We start from the raw sequence: 20,899 nt of genomic DNA on the forward strand, positions 1-20,899 counted from the left end.
GGCACCGGCTTCATGTCCCCGACGGATACAGATCTGGTGGTTCGTTGTCTTTGGTTGGGGTTTGAATTGGATGAAGCGCGGTGGTCTTGTCTAAATAAATAAAGGCATCGTAGCGCTGCGGAATCACCGATGGCACGTAGTTGCCAAATCGCTCCACCCGTGGATTGTAGACCACGCCGATAGCGCGGTGCCCAATGCGCTTCTTTAGCGCGGGAATTTCACGTAGCTCTTTCGACAATAGAATTTTATTACCTCCACCTGCGGCATGCAGCATGTGCTCCCAGCTGCCTTCTTTAGCCTCTGGCACCAGCATTTTCTTGATTGGTGCTCCCCAGGCATCGGCCGCTATAACGGAACCTTGGTACGAGCCAAACCCGACAATAAACACATTGTCGCGTCCCAGTTGTTGCCTAGCTAGTTGCCCTACGTTTACTTCTCCGCCATTAGCCATATCGGTGTAGCGGGCATCGCCGACGTGGGTGTTGTGTTCCCACACAATGGCTTTGCTCTGGGGCCCATGAAAATCGAGGAGGCGTTTGAGGGTTAGCATCATGTGCTGGTCGCGGATATTCCACGATTCAGCATTACTACGCGTCATAGCGCTGTAGTATCGTTCCCCGTTTACGGCTACCAAGGCGTGCTGCTGAGCCACGAATAGGTTTTCGTCTTTGGGTACCGCGCCTCCAGTCAGCTTTTCCATGCCTTTCCAGAGGCGGTTGGTTTCAGTGAAGCACGTTTTGTCAGCCCGGGCTACGGCCATGGCATAATCCTGGGCATCGGCGCTGTAAGGCTGAAAGCATTTTTGAGCCTTTTGAGCGGCCTGCAGAAGCGTGGGGTCGGCGCGTTGCAGATGCGGCATGAGGTCGGCTAAGGATTCCCACAGACAGTATACATCTAGTCCGAAAAAGCCCACCTTATTAGCAGCAGTCCGGCTTTGGTTGTAGCCATTTAGCCAGGTCACGAGGGAAGCCACTTCGTAATTGCCCCACATCCAAGTGGGCCAGCGGTTGTAATGTTGCAGCAGCCGCACCGCCGCTGTACTATCCTGCTTTGGCCCCTTTATGAAGTCATTGACGCGGTACGAATCGGCCCACTCCCCTTCCACTGCAATGAAACTGAAGCCCTTTTCCTGCATCAGTCGCTGGCTGAGCGCTGCCCGCCAGGTATAATATTCGCGTGTGCCGTGCGAGGCTTCCCCCAGCAATACCACTCTGGCATCCCCGATTTGCTCCATCAGCAAATCCAGATCCTTGTTGGAGCGCAACGGATAATGCGGCAGTTGAACAACCTTTTGTTGCGTTTGGCTGGCCAGGTGCACGGGCGTAGTCATTGCGGCTGGCTCGGCACCGGCTAGCTTCGACGAGTTGCTGTCCGGCCGCTCATTGCAAGCGAAGGCAGACCCAGCTACAAGAGCAACTATGAGCCAATTGGCCCAATGATTTATTGACTGCATATAAGTAAGCTACCTCCAGGCTTTGCGAATAACCAGCCTGTTTAGTACTCGCCAATTGCAGTCAATGTTGGCATCTACTCCCCCAAATTCAGGGGAATAAACACTGAAATTTAACTAGCGCCAAGGTCGACTCATAAGTACATACCACAAGTAAACACTAATCCTAGCCAGCATATGCCAATAAAAAAGCCGGCTTCACACCGGCTTTTTTAATAACGAAGCTTTAAAGCAAGGAGGCAACAATAGAATTAAAGCACCACCCAGCCAGCCACCTAATCAATTAAAGGATGGAACTGGAAATGCACCTGACGAGAACTAGTAATTAGCTTCGGCCGACGGCAGGTCAATCAGCATAAACTGCGAGTCGCGTTCCGCCCGAATATGCACTACGTGCTCGTCGGTGGAGCGCACCTGGTCGCCGGGGCCTAGTTCCGTCCCATTGACGAAGATGGTGCCTTCCTTCACGTAGATGAAGGTCAGTCGGATCGGGAAAGTCTTGAACTCGATTTCCTTTTCAGCGCGTAGGTTGCTCCAGTAAATCGTGCTGTTGGAGTTGATGTAGACCACATCTTCCAGCACTTTCTGGCCCGACACCAGCGGAATGAGTTCGTTGCTGCTGTCCAGAAAGTCAATATCCTTCTGCTCGTAGCTGGGCGACAAGCCCTTCATGTTCGGGATGAACCACAGCTGATAGAAGTGCAGCGGCTTATCGGTGCGGTTGTACTCGGAGTGAGCGAGGCCGGTGCCAGCCGTCATGCGCTGCACCTCCCCGGCCTTGATGATGGTGTTGTTACCCATCGTGTCCTCGTGGGTAATCTCGCCTTCCAACACAATGCTCACGATTTCCATTTCGTGGTGCGGGTGCTGCGGAAAGCCAGCATTGGCTGCTACCGTATCGTCATTGAACACACGCAACGGCCCAAATTGCATGTTTTTGGGGTCGTAATACTCAGCAAAACTGAAAAGGTGGAAGCTGCTGAGCCAGGCGACGGGCTGGGCGTGGTAGCGTTCGATGGCCGGAATGTAGGTGAGCATGGTTGAAGTCAGGCTTTAGGTCCTGCGGTAAGGATACAAAGGAAGCTGCCTCGCATACGCGGCAAAGCGCCGGGAAGTTAGACACTGCCCCCTAAGTCAACTGCCGAGCTACTCAATAAATAACACAAGCGCAATATTTCGAGCTGTTACTCAAAGCGTAAGCGCTTGATCCGACTACACAAAAAACCTTGCCGCTACCCGGACGCCACCAACACGTGGTATCACTCGGGTAGCGGCAAGGCTGCTGTTAGCAGAAGGCCTTAAGCCTTCTTCAACGTAGTCACTTGCTTTTGCAGATCCAGCACTATGCTGGCCAGACGGTTCAGCGACAAGTCGGCAATCGGGAACGAGCTGCTGATGTAGCTCTTGGCTTCCCAGATTTCAAGCACGTCCTCCACGTCGATTTCGTACGGTGAGTACACCGGGTTATCGGAGTGCAGGGTGAGCGTGGCGGCTTCTTTCAGGCGGTTGTACACGCGCTTGAACACGATGCCTTCCTTCTTGCTCACCACGATGCACGGCGTGCCGTCTTTCACCTCGTTCCAGTCGGCCACGTAGCGGCCCACGATGACGGTGCCCGAGGCAATGGGCAGCATGGAGTCGCCGGAAATTTCAAAAGCGCGGAAGGTGCCGGTCTGGCCCAGCATGGGCAGGCGAAACTTGGGCAAATCCTCGATATACTCTTGATCGGCGTAGCCGTTAAGGTAGCCCGCAGCGGCTTTCAGCGGCACCAGCTCGATGTTTTCGTTCTGGTCTTTATCCACGGTCAGGGCCAGCACGCGCAGGTTTTCGCCTTTGGTGCGGTCGGCGTCGGCTACGGCCACGCCGTCGGTGCCGGAAGCGTTCAGGGCGGGCACGTTCTGCAACTGGCGCATCACGGCGGCGGCTTGGCGCTTCTTGGAAAAGTCGGTGGTTACCAGCGCATCTAGGCTGATGCCGAACAGACGGGCCATTTTTACCAGCGTGGTCAGCTTGGGCTCGGCACGGCCCTCTTCGTACGCCCCAATCAGGGAACGTTTAATGCCTAATTTATCGGCCAGTTGGGCTTGGGTTAAGCTCAACTCGCGACGCCAGAATTTAAGGTTCGTGTTGATCATGGGGCGGGGTGGCCGGCTAACATAATTCGCCCTCAGTGGCTTGCCGGCTCGTGAAGGTAGCAACAGCAAGAAACTTTTACTAATTCAATTAGCAGATATTTTTTAGTTTTTTTTGAATTGAATGGATGAGCTGTTTAGAAGCTGATTTATTCCCGCTATATCACGGCTGCTCTGCTTATTCAAGTCTTAAGCCTACCCGAAGGGCCTCATAATTAATGAGCGGTTGGTCACAGACTTACACTGACTTTATGTGGCTCGGCCCACCATTCATTATTTTCCCAATATGTGTCCCAGCCTTTCTTCGCATACTTCGGGTTGATAGCGGGGCCCCGCTCACCCACATTGAAATCAGCGAATATGCCCTCTGCTAAGGCGAACAGGTTGTTGCTCCATACCACGTTTTTTTGCCTTCCGGTGCGGTGGTCGGTCCATTGCCCCTCAAACCGGCACCCCAAGCCTTTGGCTACCATAGATTCCTTTGTGTAACCCCAATACACCAGTTCTGGCCGGGTCCCGTTGAGGCCGAAGTCAGACGACACGTAGCCGCGGAAAACTCCTGTGCCCTCGTGGCCACCGATTTCTGTTAGCTCGAATTGCCCTACGCTTGCATGGGCCGATGTATAAGGCCCCGGTCTGCCTTTTACGACTTCCAGATTGGCCACCTGCGTAATCTGCAACCGGCCTTCTATCGACAGCACACGGCCTTTGAACCGATTCTTACCCCGTAGGTGATACAGCGCAGGATCAATAGAATCGCGCACTACGCTGGTCAGGATAAACTCTATCCGGTGCTGATCGGGCCCGAAAAAGCCTTGCATGGCCGGCGTTTCCTCCGATGGATTGGCCACCAACTCCGGATCGGGCAGCCACAAGGCAGCCAAATCAGTTTCCCGCAGAAAACTGAGCACATCAGCCGATAAGGTCACCGCTTTAGACTCTTTATAGGGCAGCTCAGCAGCTGGCTGAATGGGCTTGGCCTGCATTGCCAAGACAGTTGGGGCAGCTGCCACTGCCGTTCCCGACTCTACCGGTCGCTGACAGGCGCTAAGCAGCAGGCCGATGGCGGCCAGCGAGAGCAACTTGTTGTTTATCATGGCATATGGCTCTCACTTAAGGCCTGCGGCAAGCCGCTACAATCTCACGATTTTGGCATCAGCCCACCACTCGTCGTTTTCCCAGTAATTGTTCCAGCCCACTTTAGCGTATTTGGGGTTGATGGTAACGTCCCGTTCCCCCACCACAAAGTCTTTAAGCACATCAGTGGCCACGGCCAGAAAGTTATCGGCCCACACCACGGGCTTGCTTTCGTGGGTCTGATTGTCGGTCCAGCGGCCGTCGAACTTAAAGCCGCTGCCTTGCGTGGGTGAGTTTTCGGTTCCGGGCCCGTACCACAACTTTAGCGCCTTGCCGTTGCCGGTTGGCACGGCAAAATCAGTGGATAGCTTGCCCTCAAATACGCCCGCGCCCCTGGCCGATGTCTCTTCACGAAGCACCAACGTGCCAGTGGCTGTGTAAAATCCCCCCTGAAAGTCCTCGGGATGCTCATCCTGGGGTACTGCCAGCTCTTTGATGTTAGTAATGGTAAGTGTGCCCTCAAACGGGGTGACGCGCTTTTTGAAGCGGTTTTTGCCTTTAACGTGGTACACGTGCGGCTGCGTCGCGTCTTTCTCCACCGAGAGCAAAGCCAGTTCGATGCGGTAATGATCCTCGCCGAAAAAGCCATCGAGTGCGCGGCTGTTTTCCACGTCCTGCTGCCAGAGCTTGGCCAAGTCCTGCTGCTGCATCAAGGCCTGCATTTCGGGCGTCAAATGGCTCGTCGCTACAGGCTCAGAGGTGCTGACCTCAACGATGGGCTCGGGCACAGCTGGCGCGGCGGCAATTTCGGCGGCAGGCTTGGTGTGCACGGCCGTGATGCTGGCCTTATCTCCCTCTACGTGGCGCTGGCAGGCGCCCAATAACAGCGCCAAGGCGGCTGCTACGGTTAGGTGCTTGTTGCTCATGGTGCGTTAGGACTTAGGTGACGCGGAGAGTACGGTGTGACGAAGAACAAGCGGCGTATGAATTTACGGCACCGCCGCCAAGATTTCAGCAGCAGCACGATACTTATTTTCATTAGTCACAAACGATGAATCGCCTATCAGACTCAGGCAGTCACCGCCTGTGGCTCGGCCTTCTGAGCCGCGAAGAAGTTGCGCAGCATTCGCTTACCGAGCCCAGCCTGAATCAGTACCTCAGCCACTAGTAAATTGCCCGTCCACGAGAGCCACGTCACGGTGAGGTAGGTTTCGATGGGCTTGGTTTCGAACAGGTAGTACATGGTGTAGCTCTCCAGTCGTAAGCTCATGGCGGCCAGCGTCACAGCGTAGCTGCGCAGCATCCATTCGGTGTGCTCCTGCCAGCGGCGCTGCCGCGCCAGCCGGTACGCTTGCCACGTCAGCAACCACCACACGATGCACTGCATCGTGAAGCCGACTTTGGCGGCCAGACCGCCGTTGGCAAACACGGCCAATACCTGCCCCGACGGCGCCGCCAAGGCCAAAATCGTTAGGACGTACAGCTTGCCTATCCAGCGGTGCGTGGCGCGGTGGCGGCGCGTGAGCCCCGGAAAAAACTGCACTAGCCCGGCTACCATCAGCCACAGGCTGCTGATGATGTGCACGTAAAAACCCACCCGAAACACAGCATGGGCATTAACGGCCTCCGACTTTGTAGTCAGAAAATGAATGCCTGGCTCGAAGCTCAGGTACGGCACTACCTTCTCCAGCATGATCAGGCTGAAGACCACAATTCCCGCCCCCATTACCCCCTGCACCAACCGATTGCCAACGGTGTATATCGACATAGAAAATGCAATGATTTATGGGGCCCCGCGCTATAGTTTAAAATAGCAATTTGTCCCCATAACCTAGGCTTGTTTGGGTGCTGATTTTGCTTAGGCTTGGCGTTTATTTTCGCTGCGCTACCGTCAGCGTCCACCACTCTTCGTTTTCCCAGTAGGTATCCCAGCCCGAGCTGTAGTATTTGGGATTGATATGGGGGCCGCGCATTCCAACCTCAAAGTCGCCCAGCACGGAGTTGCCCAGCGCAAACAAGTCATTCGACCACATCATGCCCTTGTATTGCCCGTTGGGCTTGCGCCATTCCCCATCGAACGTGTAGCCCACGGGCTTCGGAGAGCCGCTGGGGTATGGATCGGGGCTCAGATTAACCCGCACATCGCCGGAAAGCACGCCGCGGCTGGCGGGCGTAAGCTGAAACCGGTAGGTACCGGTGGCTGCCGTCACCAGGGTTTTGGTTTCCAGCACATTGTTACGGACGCGTTCTACCGTTTCCTTTTCAAGCCTATCAAGCGTGCATGTGCCACTAAAGGCAGTAACAGTGCCTTTGTAGCGCTGCTTGCCGCGCACGTGGTATACGTTGGCCAACTGCGCATCGCGCCGTACCGATAGCAGCGCCACATCTACACGGTAAAAGTCGCCGCCCATGAATCCGTGGCTTTCGGGGCTATTCCTCAGCTCGTTTCGCCACCAGCTGGTGTGGTCATGGGTGGCAAAGAACGTCGCCGTTTTGCCCGCGACGCCTTTGGTAGTTAGCACTCGTTGCGGCGCTACTGGCAGAGTTACTTTGGTGTTTCTCTCCGGCGGTTTGGGCGCCGTTTTTTTGTCGGTGAAGCTAAGTCACAGGCCCGCTAGCAGCAGTAGGCACACGCGGCAGTTTGTCATTTAGAAGTGTTAATTAGAAGCGAATCAACGGACAATAAGGATCTGCCTCGCACGGCTGAAGTGCGAACAGTCGGAGGTCAGATGTAGACTTGAGAAAACAGCGGGCCGCCAGGACCGGGCGCATTCGGCAGCACCTGCGCCAAAGCGACTACTGAACGCTATATAGTCTGGGGCTTATTGTACAGGAGCACAAATATTCTTGAGTAAGTACCGTTGGCCACCAACGCAAAACCGCCCGCAGCGCGGCGGCACTGCGGGCGGTTTCTACTTCTTGAAGAATGCAGCCTACGCTTCTACGGGCTGCGTAGGCAGCTCGCCACGCAGGCGTTTGTCGTAAGTCAGCGCTACGCGGAGCTGGAAGTAATCGTACTTCTCCCGCAGGTGGTCGAATAGGTCGCGCAGGCGGAAGTCAGCACCCAGTTCGTGCACAGCGTCGCGAATGCGGGCGAAGTCATCCATGCTCAAAAACTCTTCGGTGCGCAACTGGTAGCCTTTCTCGTAAAGCGTTTCGAGGTGCGACTTCACCGTGCTCGGCGACAAGCCACGCTGCTCGGCAATCTGCTCCACGGTCAGGCCCTGCCGGTGCAGTTTCCACGAATCCAGGTAGGTGCTGCCGGGTGCGGCGCGCTTCTTTGGGGCAGCGGCGGCTGGCTCATCGTCGCCGGGCTCATCCGCCACGTCGTCGGGGCTGGGGGCGCCGGCGTGCTCAGTAATGAGCTCGATAAAGGGCTGACCGTACGTTTCAAACTTCTTCATGCCTACCCCCGAAATGGCCAGCATAGCCGTGCGCGTACGCGGCCGCTCGATGGCCATTTCCTGCAACGTAGTATCCGAGAACACCACGTAGGGCGGCACGCCCTGCTCGTCGGCGATGCGCTTGCGCAGCTGACGCAGGCGGTCGAACAAATCGTCGGTGACGGAGGGCAAACGCTGACCAGTAGCGGCTTTGGCAGCACGGCCTTTGGGTGCTTTCTCGGTTTTGGAGGGTACCTGAAACTGCTTTAGCTGCTGCTTTCGCTCGCCCTTAAGCACTTGCCAGCCAAGATCAGTGAGCTTGAGGGCGTAGCCTTGCTCGTAGGCGATGTACAGCAGCCCGTCATTCAGGAGCTGGTGCAGGTAGCTTTGCCAGTCAAGGAAAGTCAGGTTAGCGCCCGCGCCGAAGGTTTTGATCTGATCGTAACCCCGTGAGATGACAGCCTGGTTGCGGCGACCCAGCAGCACATCGCAGATGAGCGTGAGCGGAGCGGCTTCGCGGGTGCGCGCCACGGCCGAAAGGGCCTTCTGCGCCAGCTCGGTGCCGTCGAAAGTCACGGGTGGGTTGCGGCAGATGTCGCAGTTGCCGCAGTCCTTATCCAGCACCTCGCCGAAGTATGCTAGCAGAATGCGCCGGCGGCAAGACGCGGCTTCGGCAAACTGCTGCATGCGCTCCAACTTGGTGGTATTCAGCTGGGCCAGGCGCGGATCGGCGTCCTTGGTAATCATGTCGCGCAACTGGGCCACGTCGGCATAGCTGTAGAACAGCACGGCCTCGGCGGGGGCGCCGTCGCGGCCGCCGCGCCCGATTTCCTGGTAGTATCCCTCGATGTTTTTGGGCAGGTTGTAATGAATTACCCAGCGCACGTTGCTCTTGTCGATACCCATGCCGAAGGCCACCGTAGCGCAAATCACCTGCAAATCGTCGCGCAGAAACTGCTCCTGCACCTCAGAGCGGGCGCGGTCGGTCATGCCAGCGTGGTAAAAGCCGGCCCGAAAGCCCTTTTCCTTGAGCTTGCCGGCCAGCGTTTCGCACTGCTTGCGCGAAAGGCAGTACACTATGCCGGGCTCGGTGGGCCGCTGCTTCACGTAGCTTACGATGCTGGTCACGCGGTCCTGGCCGGGGCGCACGCTCAGCGAGAGGTTCGGCCGGTCAAACGACGACAGAAATACCTGCGGATCGTTCAGGCGCAGCTGCTGCTGAATGTCGCGCTGAGTAAGGCGGTCGGCAGTGGCGGTAAGGGCAATGATGGGCACCTCCGGGAATTGCTCACGCAATACCCGCAGCTGGGTGTATTCGGGCCGAAAATCGTGGCCCCACGACGAGATGCAGTGCGCTTCGTCGATGGCAAACATGCTGACCTTGATGCGCTTCAGAAAGCTCAGAAACCCTTCCGAAAGCAGTTTTTCCGGCGACACGTACAGCAGCTTCAGGGCATTGGCGTGGCAAGCTTTACCGATGCTGTTTTGCTCGGCCTGCCCAATGCTGCTATTGATGCAGGCAGCCGTGATGCCGTTGGCCTTCAGCGCTTCCACCTGGTCCTTCATCAGGGCGATGAGCGGCGACACGACCACGCACACACCTTCCTGCACCATGGCAGGCACCTGAAAGCACACCGACTTGCCGCCGCCCGTGGGCATCAGCACCACCGTATCGCGGCCGCTCAGGATGCTCTTGATGATGTCCTGTTGCATAGGCCGGAACGAGTCGTAGCCGTAATATTGCTTCAGGATGCGGCGGGCCGAGTCGAGCGTGGGGGCAAGCGGAGCAGTATCGAATAACATGAGGTAAAAATACGACGGTTCGGCAGGAGTTCCGAGCTAAGTAAACTATCAAAAAGCTAAAAACGTGCGCAAGCGCCAACGCCCTGGGTAAGGTAGTGCCGCTAGCACTTTCTCTCTGCCCTGCGCCGGTAACCGTATAGCGGCAACCCAGCTGCCAATGGCCAGATAGACACTACTGACCTGCGCCATGCATGACGGATTTAGTGTGCCTGCGCAATGAAACGGGCGGATGCCGGCTACCATCTGCCCCCACCCCACAGGTGAAAGACCCAAAGCAGTAGGCTGATGCAGAGAAGTAAGCCGCAGCGGGAAAATGAAAGTGACGGAATCGAGCCGGACGAGACTAGGCGAGATGCTGCGGCCGACGAATTGATGCTTTATAACTGTGCAGCCGAGAGCCGTTAGGTCCGTGCCGCGTCATTTGTCCCGACCGAACCGTGTAGCAAGCGAGAAAGGGCGTACCAACTAACCGGTAACTTCTTGCGCTGGGCGGCAGCTATGAGCAATTAGGGGCTAATCGAAAATATAATGCTGTTCCCCACTGCCATGCGGCCACGTAGCCATAACCCAGCCTTGGTTACGGTCAAAAAATGCTATTTCCCGTATGCTGCCCTGTTTATGCCTGCGTGTGCACGGCTTATTTCATCTTACTAGCGAAGCACCCAACGCGTTCATAGCAAATAATTTATAAGCCTGATTCCATTGTAACCATTTGCAACAAAGATCGACTAGCCGTTCGATTATGGTGTGGGTTACACAACAGCTCCTTAGTAGATAATATTTCCAATACTTTCCTTGGCGAGTTCACGTACACCCATTTACTTTGAAACTCAAAGTTCTTTAAATTAAAGACATCCTTCTCACCCCCCACCGTAGGTGCTTAGAGAGCAGAGGAAGATGTCGAACCCCTAAAAGGTACCAACCATGTACAAGCAACAAGAACTACGGCAGCCGCTACACCCGGCCCCACTCAGCAAACGGGCATTGATAGGTGCCATCATTGGTCTAGCGTTGATCAGCATTTTCTTGCTCAATGCCGGTGAACCAGACGCGCACTGGCCAAGATTCTGGTACCTCCGCCCCTTGATTTCAGTAACCATCGGGGGTGCTTTGGGCGGCAGTTTTTATCACTTTATGGATATTTTGCGCAGCCAGGGTGGTTGGAAAAAGGCTCTAGCCAACGTACTGAGCGCAGTTGCTTACTTCTTCCTGCTCTGGATAACTACCGTGCTGGGGCTGGATGGCACCATGTGGGATTAACCGATTCGACGGCTTCCGAGTGCCGAAGTAAGTTAGGTCCACCCTAAGCAGCGCAAGCCAGTTGGGAGGAGAAGCTCACCTCTACTGGCTTGCGCTGCTTAAGCTGCCGCTTTCGTGGCTAAAGCGGTACCTTTTCCTAAAGAATCGTCAGGAGCTTTCGTGGCTTGCTTAGAGCTGCCTGAGGTTAGATGCTAAGCCCACTTAACAATCCATGGCAAACGAGCTGCTCCAATTCCTGACTAGTTTTGACTCTTTTACCAGCGAAGAAATTGATGAACTGGCTGGCTTACTGACAGTCAGAAACTATCAAAAGGATACGATTCTGGTAAAAGAGGGAGAGGTTTGTGCAGATTGTTATTTCGTGCTTAAAGGCTGCCTGAGGCAATATCGGCTTCTGGACGGCACCGAAAAAACCACTGCGTTTTACACCGAAGGCCAGGCCGCAGTAATGTTTACAAGCTACACGAATCAGTCTGCGGCCAGCAGCTACTTGGTGTGCAATGAAGATTCTTGTTTGCTGATCGGGAATCCGGCAAAAGACGAGGCGCTATTCCGAAGCTTTCCCATGTTGGAACGCATTACCCGAAAAATGATGGAGGAGGATTTTGGAAGGACGCAGGACGCTTACGCAAGATTTGTTACCTCCTCTCCCGCAGAGCGCTACCTTACTATCCTGAAAGAGAGGACTTATTTGCTGCAAAGGGTGCCCCAGCACCAACTCGCCAGCTATTTGGGCGTAACGCCCGAGTCATTGAGCCGGATAAAGAAAAGAATGCAGGCAAAGGACCATCGGTAAACCGCTTTGCTTGCAGCCTGGGCTTCGCTACGCTACAGTCTCTGCCACGGGTATGCGCTGTTCATGAAACCGTTACTGCTGTACGCTGCTTCACCTTATGCAAGCCTTTATGGATCAGCCATACGGCCAGCATCAACTCGCCCAGCGCCATGGGCAGTGCCAATACGGCTTCAACATTGGGCTTGTGCGGCAGGTAAGCGGGAACGGTTACCGTCAGCAGGTTGCTGACGAAATAGCAAGCCCCGGCGACGATGGCCGCGTAGCTGATTGGCTTCGGGGCAAAGAAGGCTTTCAGCAGGATAACCCCGAGGATTATTAGATGGAGCCCAAACAATACCAGGCCGGCAGCCCAAATGCTGAGAAAGTATTGAAAACACTCAGTAACGACGCCTCGTTGGCTTATCGGCGTACCGACCAAGTTTGCTACGGGCAGCAATTGCGCCACAGCCCCGCCAAGCACGGCGGCGTAGATCAGCCGCAGTCCGGTAGTCAGCGCAGCCAGCTTAGTGTCTACCGGCCTCAATAGTGCATATAAACCCCACGCCACTACGATATCCAAGACGACGATAATGGCGAAGGCTGCAATAACCCCCGTGACCAATCCACCCTGGTGGTTTACATTGTGCAACGTGGCTGCTTCGTCCCCGGGAACATAAATCTGCTGGAAAGCATACCCGTAGCCGAACCCCGCTACTGCTGCCATTACGACCAGCGAAGTACCCGCAATCAACGCCTGTCGTTTGTGCTTCTTGTCCATGAAAGTACCCGTTTGAGGTGGTGAGAAAGACCGCCTCAAAGCTGGCATCCAGAATTTCTCAGCGCATTGACTTTGGGTAAGAAGTGCCGCGGCTGTTTCCCGTGCCGCTGCTCCCTGTACCTCGTTGGAGAAACTACCAAAGGGTAGCTATTGCTCGTGGCTTATGCATCTTCACACAGGTAATATCGTCTAGCGTTTGCCTGCACGCTTAATTATCGCCGATGCGTTTTCAAGTATTTACCCTCTCCACTCTTTTTATCATGGCCGGCGTGCTGCATTTTATGCAGCCAGAGCCGTTCATTCGCATCGTGCCGCCGTGGCTGCCAGAGCCGGATCTGCTGGTGTCCCTGAGCGGGGCGGCGGAAATAGGGCTGGGCCTGGGGCTGCTGCCGCGCCGCACGCGGCGGTGGGCCGCCTGGGGGCTGGTGGCGCTGCTGCTGGCAGTATTTCCAGCAAATGTGTACATGACGACGCTGCCGGGCGGCGGGCTGGGCTTGCCGCAGTGGGCGCTATGGGCACGGCTGCCGGTGCAGGGCTTGCTTATCTGGTGGGCCTGGCGGTACACGCGGGTGGCAAGGCACGGGTAGTAATAACAAACCAGCCAGTCACATGCGTGGCTGGCTGGTGAGTGGAAACGGTTGGGCGATGCGGCTGAGGGTTTAGCAAGCGCTTTTGGTCTTCGACGCTGATTAGACAACGTCAGCCATGCCGGTAAATCAGCCCAGTTTGCTTATGGCAGAGCGTGCCCTCTGCTGCGGAGGAAGGCTCTGTGCTGCTACTCTTCGGTTTTAGGATCCTCTTTTGGGGCTTTGCGCGAGCCGCGATACAACTCGTACTTCAGCAGGCGGCACTCGATGGGACCATTGTAGAGCGGGACGCGGCGGGAGGTGCGCAGGCCCACGCTTTTGGCAGCTTCCAGGTTGCCAGTGAAAAGGTAGGCATCGTAGCCTTGGAAGTTTGTTTTGAGCGTGTCACCTATGGTTTTGTAAAGGCCGGCCATTTCGGCTTCGGCCCCGATTCGCTCGCCGTAGGGCGGATTCGAAAGGATGATGCCGGGCTCCTCGTTTTTGGGCGGCTGGGCGGCGCGCACGTCACGAACGGCCAGGCGGATAAAGTCTTCGAGGTCGGCAGCAGCTACGTTTTGCCGGGCGCGCTCCAGGGTTTCGGCCGACAGATCGGAGCCGGCAAGGTAAGCCTGCGGTTCTTCCAGGCGGGCCTGCCGGGCGTCCATCACCACGGTGTCCCACAGGGCCTGATCGAAATCGGGCCAGTGCTGGAAAGCAAAGTCACCTTGGTGGTAGAGGCCCGGCGCGATGCGCTGCGCAATCATGGCGGCTTCGCAGAGGATGGTGCCCGAGCCGCACATGGGGTCGATGAGGGGCCGGCGGCCGTCCCAGCCGGTGAGCAGCACCAAGCCGGCGGCCAGCACTTCGTTCATGGGCGCCTCGTTGGTGAGTTGGCGGTAGCCGCGCCGGTGCAAGGACTCACCCGCCGCGTCGAGCGACAAAATGGCCTCGTTTTCGAGCAGGTGCAAGTGCAGGCGCACATCGGGCTTCACCGGATCGACGCTGGGCCGGCGACCGGTGCGCGTGCGGAACTGATCCACGATGGCATCCTTGGTCAGCTGCGCAATGTAAAGCGAGTGCTCCAGGGTGGAGCGGTTGGTGACGGCCGTAATGGCGAAGGTCTGATCAGACGTGAGGTATTGGCTCCAGTCGATGCGGCTGACTTCGCGGTAGAGGCTGCGCTCGTCAGGGGCCGCAAAATCAGCGAAAGGCATCATGATGCGCATGGCGGTGCGGCACCAGAGCACGGCTTCGTAAAGCAGTTGCTTGGTACCGATGAATTCCACGGCCCGGTTGCCGACCTGGATTTCCCGGGCGCCTAGCTGGCGCAACTCTTCGGCCAGGAGCTCTTCGAGGCCAAACTGGGTGGTGGCGGTCAGGTACATGTCGGCGGAACGGGAGGCCATACGCAAGCAGATTAGAAAAACGAGGCCACAAAGGTGCGCAAAAGCCCGCAGGAGCCCCGGCTTCGGGCAGCCGTTTGTTATATTTAAGCCCTTCTTTCCCCGAAAAGCACCGCCTGCATGGCCGCTCCCATTACTTCCTCTTCTCCCTCTACTGGCACGGCCTCCGTGCGCAGTTACGCCGTGCCCATGGTGGCCATGACGTCGCTATTCTTCCTGTTCGGCGCCGTCACCAACTTCAACGACGTACTCATGCCCTACCTGAAGGACGTGTGTCAGCTGACCGACTTGCAGTCGTCGCTGGTGCAGTTTGCCTTCTTCGGGGCTTATTTCCTGATGTCGCTGCCGGCGGGCTACGTGCTCAAGCGCCTGGGCTACCAGCGCGGCATCGTGCTGGGCCTGCTGGTGATGGCGGCCGGGGCACTGCTCTTTATCCCGGCGGCCAATACGCGCACTTTTGCCATGTTCCTGCTGGGTTTGAGCGTGCTCGGGGCAGGCGTCACGCTGCTGCAAGTGGCAGCCAATCCGTACGTGTCGGTGCTCGGGCCGGCCAACCGGGCAGCCAGCCGCGTGAGCATCGTGGGCGTGGCCAACAACCTCGGCGGCACGCTCTCGCCGCTGTTGGGCGGCATGCTGCTGTTTGGCGGCTCGGTGGCGCTAAAGGCCCGTCTCGCGGCTATGCCTATGGAGCAGCGCCTTGCGGAAGAAGCCACGCTGGTCAAGGGTCCGTACATCGGCCTTGCGGTGTTTCTGACCGTGCTAGCCGCCGTATTTTTCACCCTGCGCCTGCCCGAAATCGAGAGCTTGCCTTCGGATGACGACGCGCAGTCCCTGCCTACCACTGCGGGCCGCACCTCGGCGCTGGCTTTTCCGCACCTGGTGCTAGGCGTAGCGGCTATTTTCCTATACGTGGGTGTGGAAGTAGGCCTAGGCTCGTTCCTGATCCGTTACGGCGAGTCGCAGGGCATTACGCAGCTGAGTGGGTTTACTCAAACCCTGGTCAGCGGCCTGAACGTTGCCACCAACTTTGTTGCCGTGTTGCTGGGTCAGTCCCCGGCCCCGATTAATACCACTGCCGGCTTTACCAAAGAAGTAGGTGCCGTACTGGTGGCCTCGTACTGGTTTGGCTCGCTGGTAGGGCGTGTGGTGGGCATTCCCTTGCTGAGCCGCGTGAATGACCGCAAAGCTCTGGCCGCAGTGTGCGCCGCCGGCGTGGCCTTCGTACTGGCTTCCATTTTGTTGCAGGGCGAAATTGCGTTGTGGCTGATCGTGCTCTGCGGGCTGATGAACTCCATCATGTGGCCCGTTATTTTCCCCTTGGCTATCAAAGGACTTGGGCCATTTACCAAGCAGGGCTCGTCTTATCTGATCATGGCCATTGTGGGCGGCGCCATTGTACCGCTGCTCATGGGTTGGATAGCCACATACGGCGGCGGCTTGCAGGTGGCGTTTGTCATTCCGGCGCTCTGCTACGCTTACCTACTCTACTACGCCCTGAGCGGCTACCGGGTGCGGTAAGACTCCTTTCGCCAGTAATTCTCACAGCGCCCGCGGCCAAGCTTGGTCACGGGCGCTGTGGTTTTCATCGGCTGCCCGGCACAGTGCACTACCTTTGCAGCTGCATTACCCCTCCTATTATGTCCGCTCAGCTTCAGCACGACGTTTCCCTCCGCCCCTACAACACCTTCGGCATCGATGTAAAGGCGCGCTTGTTTGGCTGTTTCAGTAGCGCCGATGAGTTGCGCGAGCTGTTGCGGCTCCCGGAAGTGCAACAGGCCGAAAAGCTAGTCCTGGGCGGCGGCTCCAACGTGCTGTTTACCCGCGACTTCGATGGCGTGGTGCTGAAAAATGAAATCCGCGGTCTGGAAGTACTAACCGACGACAATGCCGAAACGGCCCTGGTGCTGGCTGGCGCCGGTGACTCCTGGCACGGGCTGGTGGAGTTTGCGCTGGAGCAGAACCTGGCGGGCATCGAAAACCTGTCGCTGATACCGGGCACGGTGGGGGCTGCGCCGCTGCAGAACATTGGCGCGTACGGTGTGGAGCTGAAGGATGCCTTCGAGTACCTGGAAGCCATGGAAATCAGCACTGGACAGCTGCGCCGCTTCACGCACGAAGAATGCGGCTTCGGCTACCGCGAGTCGGTATTTAAGGGGCCACTCAAAAACCAGTACATCGTGACGAGCGTGGTACTGCGGCTGCACCGGCGCTACCAGCCCAATGTGTCGTACGGCGCCATCCAGACTACATTGGAAGAAATGGGCATCACCGACGAGCCCACGCCGCAGCAGGTGAGCCAGGCCGTCATCAGCATACGACGCAGCAAGCTGCCCGACCCCACCCAGATTGGGAATGCGGGCTCGTTTTTCAAGAATCCGGAAGTATCGCAGGCCAAGTTCGACGCGCTGAAAGCCGAGCATCCCACCATTCCCGGCTACCCAGTGCCGGGTGGCGTGAAAGTGCCTGCCGGCTGGCTGATTGAGCAGTGCGGCTGGAAAGGCCACCGCCGCGGCACCTACGGCGTGCACGACCGGCAGGCCTTGGTGCTGGTAAACCACGGCGGCGCTTCGGGCTCCGAAGTACGCGAGTTGGCCCAGCAGATCATTGCATCAGTACGCGACAAGTTCGGGGTGGAATTGCATCCCGAGGTCAATATTTTGTAATACCGCCTTACGGGTCATCCATTGTATGCCTATAAGCTTGCCAAAACAGCAAGCTTATAGGCATTTGCGTGCGACTATGAACGAAAGTGACGATATTTGACGCTCTTTTTCCATCCCTCTGCCCTATTGCGACTTTTACACCGTACATGAAGAATCTTACGCTTTTGTCCCTGCTGCTTAGCAGCAGTGTTTTCGCCTCTGCCCAATCCGTTATCAGCTTATCGGCAGCCCGTACGGCGGGCCCGGGCGCTACCGTTACGGTGCGCGGTACGGTGGTCAACAGCGCGGAGCTCGGGCCGATTCGCTTCTTGCAAGACAAGGACGCCGGTCTGGCGGCTTTTTCTACCAAATTGCCCGAATTTGCCAGCCTCGTGTCCGGCGACAGTATCGTGATTACGGGCACGCTCAAGAACTACAACGGCCTGCTGGAGATGGACCCAGTAACGGCCGTAACCAAGCTTGCCTCCAACCGCAGAGTGAAAGCAATAGAAGTGCCCTTCACGTCCTTTAGCAAGGTGTATAACGAGGCCTTCGAAAGTCGCCTAGTTCGCGTTACCGGCGTGTCACAGCTCACCACTATGGGTGGCCAAGGCATCAACACTGACCTTGCTGGCAACTTTAATTACCTGCTCAACGGCCAGGCTGGCGCATTGGTCCGCATCAACAACGCTTCTACCGGCCCCGACGGCCTGGTAGGCAAAGCCGCTCCCAGCGGCACCTTTGATATTACCGGTATCATGGGCCAACACTCGCCCACCGGCCAGGCCACTGGCTACCAGCTGCTGCCGCGCCTGGGCACTGATATCGAAATGGGCGGCGGCCTGCCGCTGATTGTCGGCACACCCGTCCCGACGGAGGTAGGCAAAACCAGCTTCACGGTAAAGTTTACCACGCAAAACCCCGGCACCACCAAAGTAGAATACGGTAATACGCCGGCCCTGGGCGGGGTGGTATCGGACAACACGCCCACCACCAATCACGCGCTGACGCTCACCAACCTGGACCCCGCCACCGTGTATTACGTGCGCGTCTCGTCCACCAACGCCAAAGGCACATCCAGTTTTGAAGCTGTGCCCATGATTACGGACAGCAAAAATCGCCTGACGCCGAAAATCAAAAAGTAACCTTTCCCGAAGACGCAGCCGCTGCATGGCCAGTAGCTGCGTCTTCGGCTTTAAGACACGTTTTCGGTGGTGTGGCCACGTTCAGCAAGGTCAGTCGAGAACCGAACGTTTCATTCCTGCCTTCCCACTTTCTTTCGTTTCATGAAAAGATTTACTCTTCTGGCTCTGCTGTTTGGCGGGACTTTAGGATTGACTGAGTCGGCCCAGGCTCAGACGGCCATTACCATTGCGCAGGCACGGGCGCAGGCTCCAGCCTTCAACCAGTCGGGGGCGACGGTGCGGCTGCGCGGCATCGTCACCAACGGCGCCGAGCTAGGGGCTATCCGCTACATGCAAGACGGTACGGGCGGCATCGGAGTGTACTCGCCCACCATGGTAGCAGGTGTGGTGCCTGGTGACAGCATCGAGGTAGTGGGGGCATTGAAGGACTTCCGCGGGCTGCTGGAAATAGACCCGGTTACGTCGCTGACAGTACTGGCCGGCAATAAGCCGCTACCCGCGCCTGTAACTATTCCGGCCAGCAGCATCGGAACGGCATACGCTGAGCAGTACGAAGGCCAGCTCGTGAAGCTCCAAGGCGTGACGTCCATCACTACCACCGCGGGTGGCCCGGTATCAGCCTTCACCAGCACCACGTTCCGCCTGAATGGCAGCACCACGAATGTTATTTTCGTGAATGCCGCCTCCAATGGTCCGGATGGCCTCATCGGCAAACCAGCCCCCACGGGCACATTTGACGTGATGGGCATCATGAGCCAGTTCACCAACACGGCACCGGGCAACGCTGGGTACCAGCTGCTGCCGCGCCTGTACTCCGATTTCCAGCAGGGTAATACGCCGAATATCCTTTCGAACCCGCGTCCTTCAAACATCAGCACAACGGGCTTCACGGTAAACTTCACGACCCAGAACGCGGGCAATACCCGCGTGGAGTACAGCACCTCCGCTACTGGCCCGTTCACCCTGCTCACCAATGCGGCCACTGGCACGCAGCACAGCATCGCCATTGCGGGCCTGCAGCCCACCACGGTGTACTATATAAAGGCTAGCTCCACCAACAGTGCCGGCCTGTCGGAGTCGCGCGTGGTGCCGATGATTACGGCCTCGCAATCTTCTGGCAAGATGCGAGCGTACTTCACCACCGCCGTTAACACCGCCCTGGCGCTGCCCAACAACAATGCGGTTTCGCTGCCTAATGGCCGCATTGCCGATACGTTGGCCAGCTACATCAACCGCGCCCAGCAGACGCTGGATATTGCCATCTACAACTGGAACAGCAGCATTATCCTGAACGCGGTGAATGCGGCCCATGCTCGGGGCGTGCAGGTGCGCGTGCTTTACGAGGCGAATAACGCCAACGTGAGCGTTCCGGGCCTAAACGCGGCCATTCGGCGCGTTGGTCGCCTGACCCAGCAGAACATCATGCACAACAAGTTTGTGGTGATTGACGCCAACAGCACCGACCCGAACCGCCCGTGGGTGTGGACTGGCTCCACGAACTGGACCCCGGCCCAGCTCAGCACCGACCGCAACAACGCCATTGCCGTGCAGGACCAGTCGCTGGCCAAAGTGTACAAGATGGAATTCGACGAAATGTGGGGCGGCGGCACCAACGCCACGGCCGTATTTGGCTCGCGCAAAACCGATAACACTCCGCACTACTTCAACATCGGCGGCAAGCTGGTGGAGTCGTGGTTCTCACCCACCGACAACGTAAATGGCCGCCTGATCGAAGCCGTGCAAACCGCCGACAACGACCTGCACGTGGCAACCATGCTCATCACCCAAACCGACATTGCCCGCGCCATCCGCGACCAGGTATTGCTGCGCAACATCGCCAGCTGCTCGGAAGTACTCGTGGACGACACCACCAGCAGCACGGCCTCGGGCCCGATCTTCCGCACCATCAAGCAGGCCCTGGGCAACCGCACCCTGCTCAACAACGTGAGCGGCATCATGCACCACAAATACGTGCTGATCGACGCCGGCGCCTCGCAGTCGGACCCGACGGTGTTTACCGGTTCGCACAACTGGAGCCTCTCGGCTAACACCGAGAACGACGAGAATACCCTCATCGTGCACGATCCGCTGATTGTGAACCAATACTTCCAGGAGTTTGCCCGCCTGATTTCCAGCCAGAACGTAGCGGGCGTGCAAGTGTGCAACCTGGTATTGGCCAACAGAACGGCCAAGGTGCAGGAATCCAGCGTGCAGGTGTACCCCAACCCTACCCGCGGGCAGTTCCAGATGCGCGTAACCGGTGCCGTTTCGGCCCGCCAAGCCACTATTACCCTGCGCGACGCCACCGGCCGCGTGGTGCTCACCCAAACCCAGGCGCTGGTAGCAGGTCAGGATTTGAGCGTGGATGCCTCGCAGTTGAAAGCTGGCCTGTACCTAGTACAGATCGTAACGCCTGAGGCTACGCAGGTTAGCCGCGTGGTGGTGGAATAGTTCTACCGAAGGGATTAGATTAGAAAAGAGGCTG

17 protein-coding genes are annotated in these 20,899 nt (G+C 57.4%); 7 read left to right on the forward strand and 10 right to left on the reverse strand.

Annotated elements, in window-relative coordinates:
- Positions 1-10: 10 nt before the first annotated feature.
- The 8 genes from AC5FXY_RS13710 to recQ all read right to left on the reverse strand — a co-directional run bounded on the left by AC5FXY_RS13710 (position 11) and on the right by recQ (position 9,845).
- Positions 11-1,330 (reverse strand): erythromycin esterase family protein, encoded by a 1,320-nt coding sequence (locus tag AC5FXY_RS13710; protein WP_493557255.1) that lies wholly within the window; start codon positions 1,328-1,330, stop codon positions 11-13.
- A gap of 438 nt (positions 1,331-1,768) precedes the next feature.
- Complete coding sequence (locus tag AC5FXY_RS13715; protein WP_493557256.1) at positions 1,769-2,488, reverse strand: pirin family protein; 720 nt, start codon at positions 2,486-2,488, stop codon at positions 1,769-1,771.
- 260 nt (positions 2,489-2,748) lie between these two features.
- Positions 2,749-3,585 carry a helix-turn-helix domain-containing protein gene (locus tag AC5FXY_RS13720; RefSeq protein WP_493557257.1) on the reverse strand — a complete coding sequence of 279 codons (837 nt, stop codon included), beginning with the start codon at positions 3,583-3,585 and terminating at the stop codon, positions 2,749-2,751.
- Positions 3,586-3,812: 227 nt separating this feature from the next.
- Positions 3,813-4,679, reverse strand: a complete 867-nt coding sequence (locus AC5FXY_RS13725) for a hypothetical protein (protein WP_493557258.1) — start codon at positions 4,677-4,679, stop codon at positions 3,813-3,815.
- A 36-nt stretch (positions 4,680-4,715) separates the two neighbouring features.
- Positions 4,716-5,585, reverse strand: coding sequence for a hypothetical protein (locus AC5FXY_RS13730; RefSeq protein WP_493557259.1), 870 nt, complete (start codon positions 5,583-5,585; stop codon positions 4,716-4,718).
- Between the two features lie 143 nt (positions 5,586-5,728).
- Complete coding sequence (locus tag AC5FXY_RS13735) at positions 5,729-6,427, reverse strand: DUF2306 domain-containing protein (protein WP_493557260.1); 699 nt, start codon at positions 6,425-6,427, stop codon at positions 5,729-5,731.
- Positions 6,428-6,530: 103 nt separating this feature from the next.
- Positions 6,531-7,181 carry a hypothetical protein gene (locus AC5FXY_RS13740; protein ID WP_493557261.1) on the reverse strand — a complete coding sequence of 217 codons (651 nt, stop codon included), beginning with the start codon at positions 7,179-7,181 and terminating at the stop codon, positions 6,531-6,533.
- A 411-nt stretch (positions 7,182-7,592) separates the two neighbouring features.
- Entirely contained in the window at positions 7,593-9,845 is a 2,253-nt protein-coding gene (gene recQ / locus AC5FXY_RS13745; RefSeq protein ID WP_493557262.1) for a DNA helicase RecQ, read from the reverse strand.
- 924 nt (positions 9,846-10,769) lie between these two features.
- Between recQ and AC5FXY_RS13750 the strand changes: the two genes are divergently transcribed.
- On the forward strand, positions 10,770-11,105 hold the full coding sequence (locus AC5FXY_RS13750) for a potassium transporter KefB (RefSeq protein ID WP_493557263.1): 336 nt from the start codon (positions 10,770-10,772) through the stop codon (positions 11,103-11,105).
- A 211-nt stretch (positions 11,106-11,316) separates the two neighbouring features.
- On the forward strand, positions 11,317-11,901 hold the full coding sequence (locus AC5FXY_RS13755) for a Crp/Fnr family transcriptional regulator (protein WP_493557264.1): 585 nt from the start codon (positions 11,317-11,319) through the stop codon (positions 11,899-11,901).
- A 61-nt stretch (positions 11,902-11,962) separates the two neighbouring features.
- On the opposite strand, the gene AC5FXY_RS13760 is transcribed toward AC5FXY_RS13755, so the two are convergent.
- Positions 11,963-12,658, reverse strand: a complete 696-nt coding sequence (locus AC5FXY_RS13760; RefSeq protein WP_493557265.1) for a DUF4386 domain-containing protein — start codon at positions 12,656-12,658, stop codon at positions 11,963-11,965.
- A gap of 221 nt (positions 12,659-12,879) precedes the next feature.
- On the opposite strand from AC5FXY_RS13760, the gene AC5FXY_RS13765 reads away from it, so the two are divergent.
- A complete protein-coding gene (locus AC5FXY_RS13765) occupies positions 12,880-13,245 on the forward strand; it encodes a DoxX family protein (RefSeq protein ID WP_493557266.1) in 366 nt (121 codons plus the stop codon).
- Positions 13,246-13,433: 188 nt separating this feature from the next.
- Here AC5FXY_RS13765 and AC5FXY_RS13770 read toward each other — a convergent pair whose 3' ends face one another.
- A complete protein-coding gene (locus tag AC5FXY_RS13770) occupies positions 13,434-14,630 on the reverse strand; it encodes a THUMP domain-containing class I SAM-dependent RNA methyltransferase (RefSeq protein WP_493557267.1) in 1,197 nt (398 codons plus the stop codon).
- A gap of 117 nt (positions 14,631-14,747) precedes the next feature.
- On the opposite strand from AC5FXY_RS13770, the gene AC5FXY_RS13775 reads away from it, so the two are divergent.
- The 4 genes from AC5FXY_RS13775 to AC5FXY_RS13790 all read left to right on the forward strand — a co-directional run bounded on the left by AC5FXY_RS13775 (position 14,748) and on the right by AC5FXY_RS13790 (position 20,865).
- Positions 14,748-16,145 (forward strand): sugar MFS transporter, encoded by a 1,398-nt coding sequence (locus AC5FXY_RS13775; RefSeq protein WP_493557268.1) that lies wholly within the window; start codon positions 14,748-14,750, stop codon positions 16,143-16,145.
- Positions 16,146-16,264: 119 nt separating this feature from the next.
- Positions 16,265-17,290 (forward strand): UDP-N-acetylmuramate dehydrogenase, encoded by a 1,026-nt coding sequence (gene murB, locus AC5FXY_RS13780; protein ID WP_493557269.1) that lies wholly within the window; start codon positions 16,265-16,267, stop codon positions 17,288-17,290.
- Between the two features lie 146 nt (positions 17,291-17,436).
- Positions 17,437-18,414, forward strand: coding sequence for a hypothetical protein (locus AC5FXY_RS13785; RefSeq protein WP_493557270.1), 978 nt, complete (start codon positions 17,437-17,439; stop codon positions 18,412-18,414).
- A 141-nt stretch (positions 18,415-18,555) separates the two neighbouring features.
- A complete protein-coding gene (locus AC5FXY_RS13790) occupies positions 18,556-20,865 on the forward strand; it encodes a phospholipase D-like domain-containing protein (protein WP_493557271.1) in 2,310 nt (769 codons plus the stop codon).
- Positions 20,866-20,899 lie beyond the last annotated feature (34 nt).

This window comes from Hymenobacter sp. FMD4, assembly GCF_058932745.1.

Excerpts from the sequence above, each read along its gene's own strand:
- AC5FXY_RS13755 (WP_493557264.1), top strand. The coding sequence starts at position 11,317 with ATGGCAAACGAGCTGCTCCAATTCCTGACTAGTTTTGACTCTTTTACC.
- AC5FXY_RS13735 (WP_493557260.1), bottom strand. The coding sequence starts at position 6,427 with ATGTCGATATACACCGTTGGCAATCGGTTGGTGCAGGGGGTAATGGGG.
- AC5FXY_RS13775 (WP_493557268.1), top strand. The coding sequence starts at position 14,748 with ATGGCCGCTCCCATTACTTCCTCTTCTCCCTCTACTGGCACGGCCTCC.
- recQ (WP_493557262.1), bottom strand. The coding sequence starts at position 9,845 with ATGTTATTCGATACTGCTCCGCTTGCCCCCACGCTCGACTCGGCCCGC.
- AC5FXY_RS13750 (WP_493557263.1), top strand. The coding sequence starts at position 10,770 with ATGTACAAGCAACAAGAACTACGGCAGCCGCTACACCCGGCCCCACTC.
- AC5FXY_RS13760 (WP_493557265.1), bottom strand. The coding sequence starts at position 12,658 with ATGGACAAGAAGCACAAACGACAGGCGTTGATTGCGGGTACTTCGCTG.
- AC5FXY_RS13765 (WP_493557266.1), top strand. The coding sequence starts at position 12,880 with ATGCGTTTTCAAGTATTTACCCTCTCCACTCTTTTTATCATGGCCGGC.
- AC5FXY_RS13715 (WP_493557256.1), bottom strand. The coding sequence starts at position 2,488 with ATGCTCACCTACATTCCGGCCATCGAACGCTACCACGCCCAGCCCGTC.
- murB (WP_493557269.1), top strand. The coding sequence starts at position 16,265 with ATGTCCGCTCAGCTTCAGCACGACGTTTCCCTCCGCCCCTACAACACC.
- AC5FXY_RS13720 (WP_493557257.1), bottom strand. The coding sequence starts at position 3,585 with ATGATCAACACGAACCTTAAATTCTGGCGTCGCGAGTTGAGCTTAACC.
- AC5FXY_RS13785 (WP_493557270.1), top strand. The coding sequence starts at position 17,437 with ATGAAGAATCTTACGCTTTTGTCCCTGCTGCTTAGCAGCAGTGTTTTC.
- AC5FXY_RS13730 (WP_493557259.1), bottom strand. The coding sequence starts at position 5,585 with ATGAGCAACAAGCACCTAACCGTAGCAGCCGCCTTGGCGCTGTTATTG.
- AC5FXY_RS13710 (WP_493557255.1), bottom strand. The coding sequence starts at position 1,330 with ATGACTACGCCCGTGCACCTGGCCAGCCAAACGCAACAAAAGGTTGTT.
- AC5FXY_RS13725 (WP_493557258.1), bottom strand. The coding sequence starts at position 4,679 with ATGATAAACAACAAGTTGCTCTCGCTGGCCGCCATCGGCCTGCTGCTT.
- AC5FXY_RS13770 (WP_493557267.1), bottom strand. The coding sequence starts at position 14,630 with ATGGCCTCCCGTTCCGCCGACATGTACCTGACCGCCACCACCCAGTTT.
- AC5FXY_RS13790 (WP_493557271.1), top strand. The coding sequence starts at position 18,556 with ATGAAAAGATTTACTCTTCTGGCTCTGCTGTTTGGCGGGACTTTAGGA.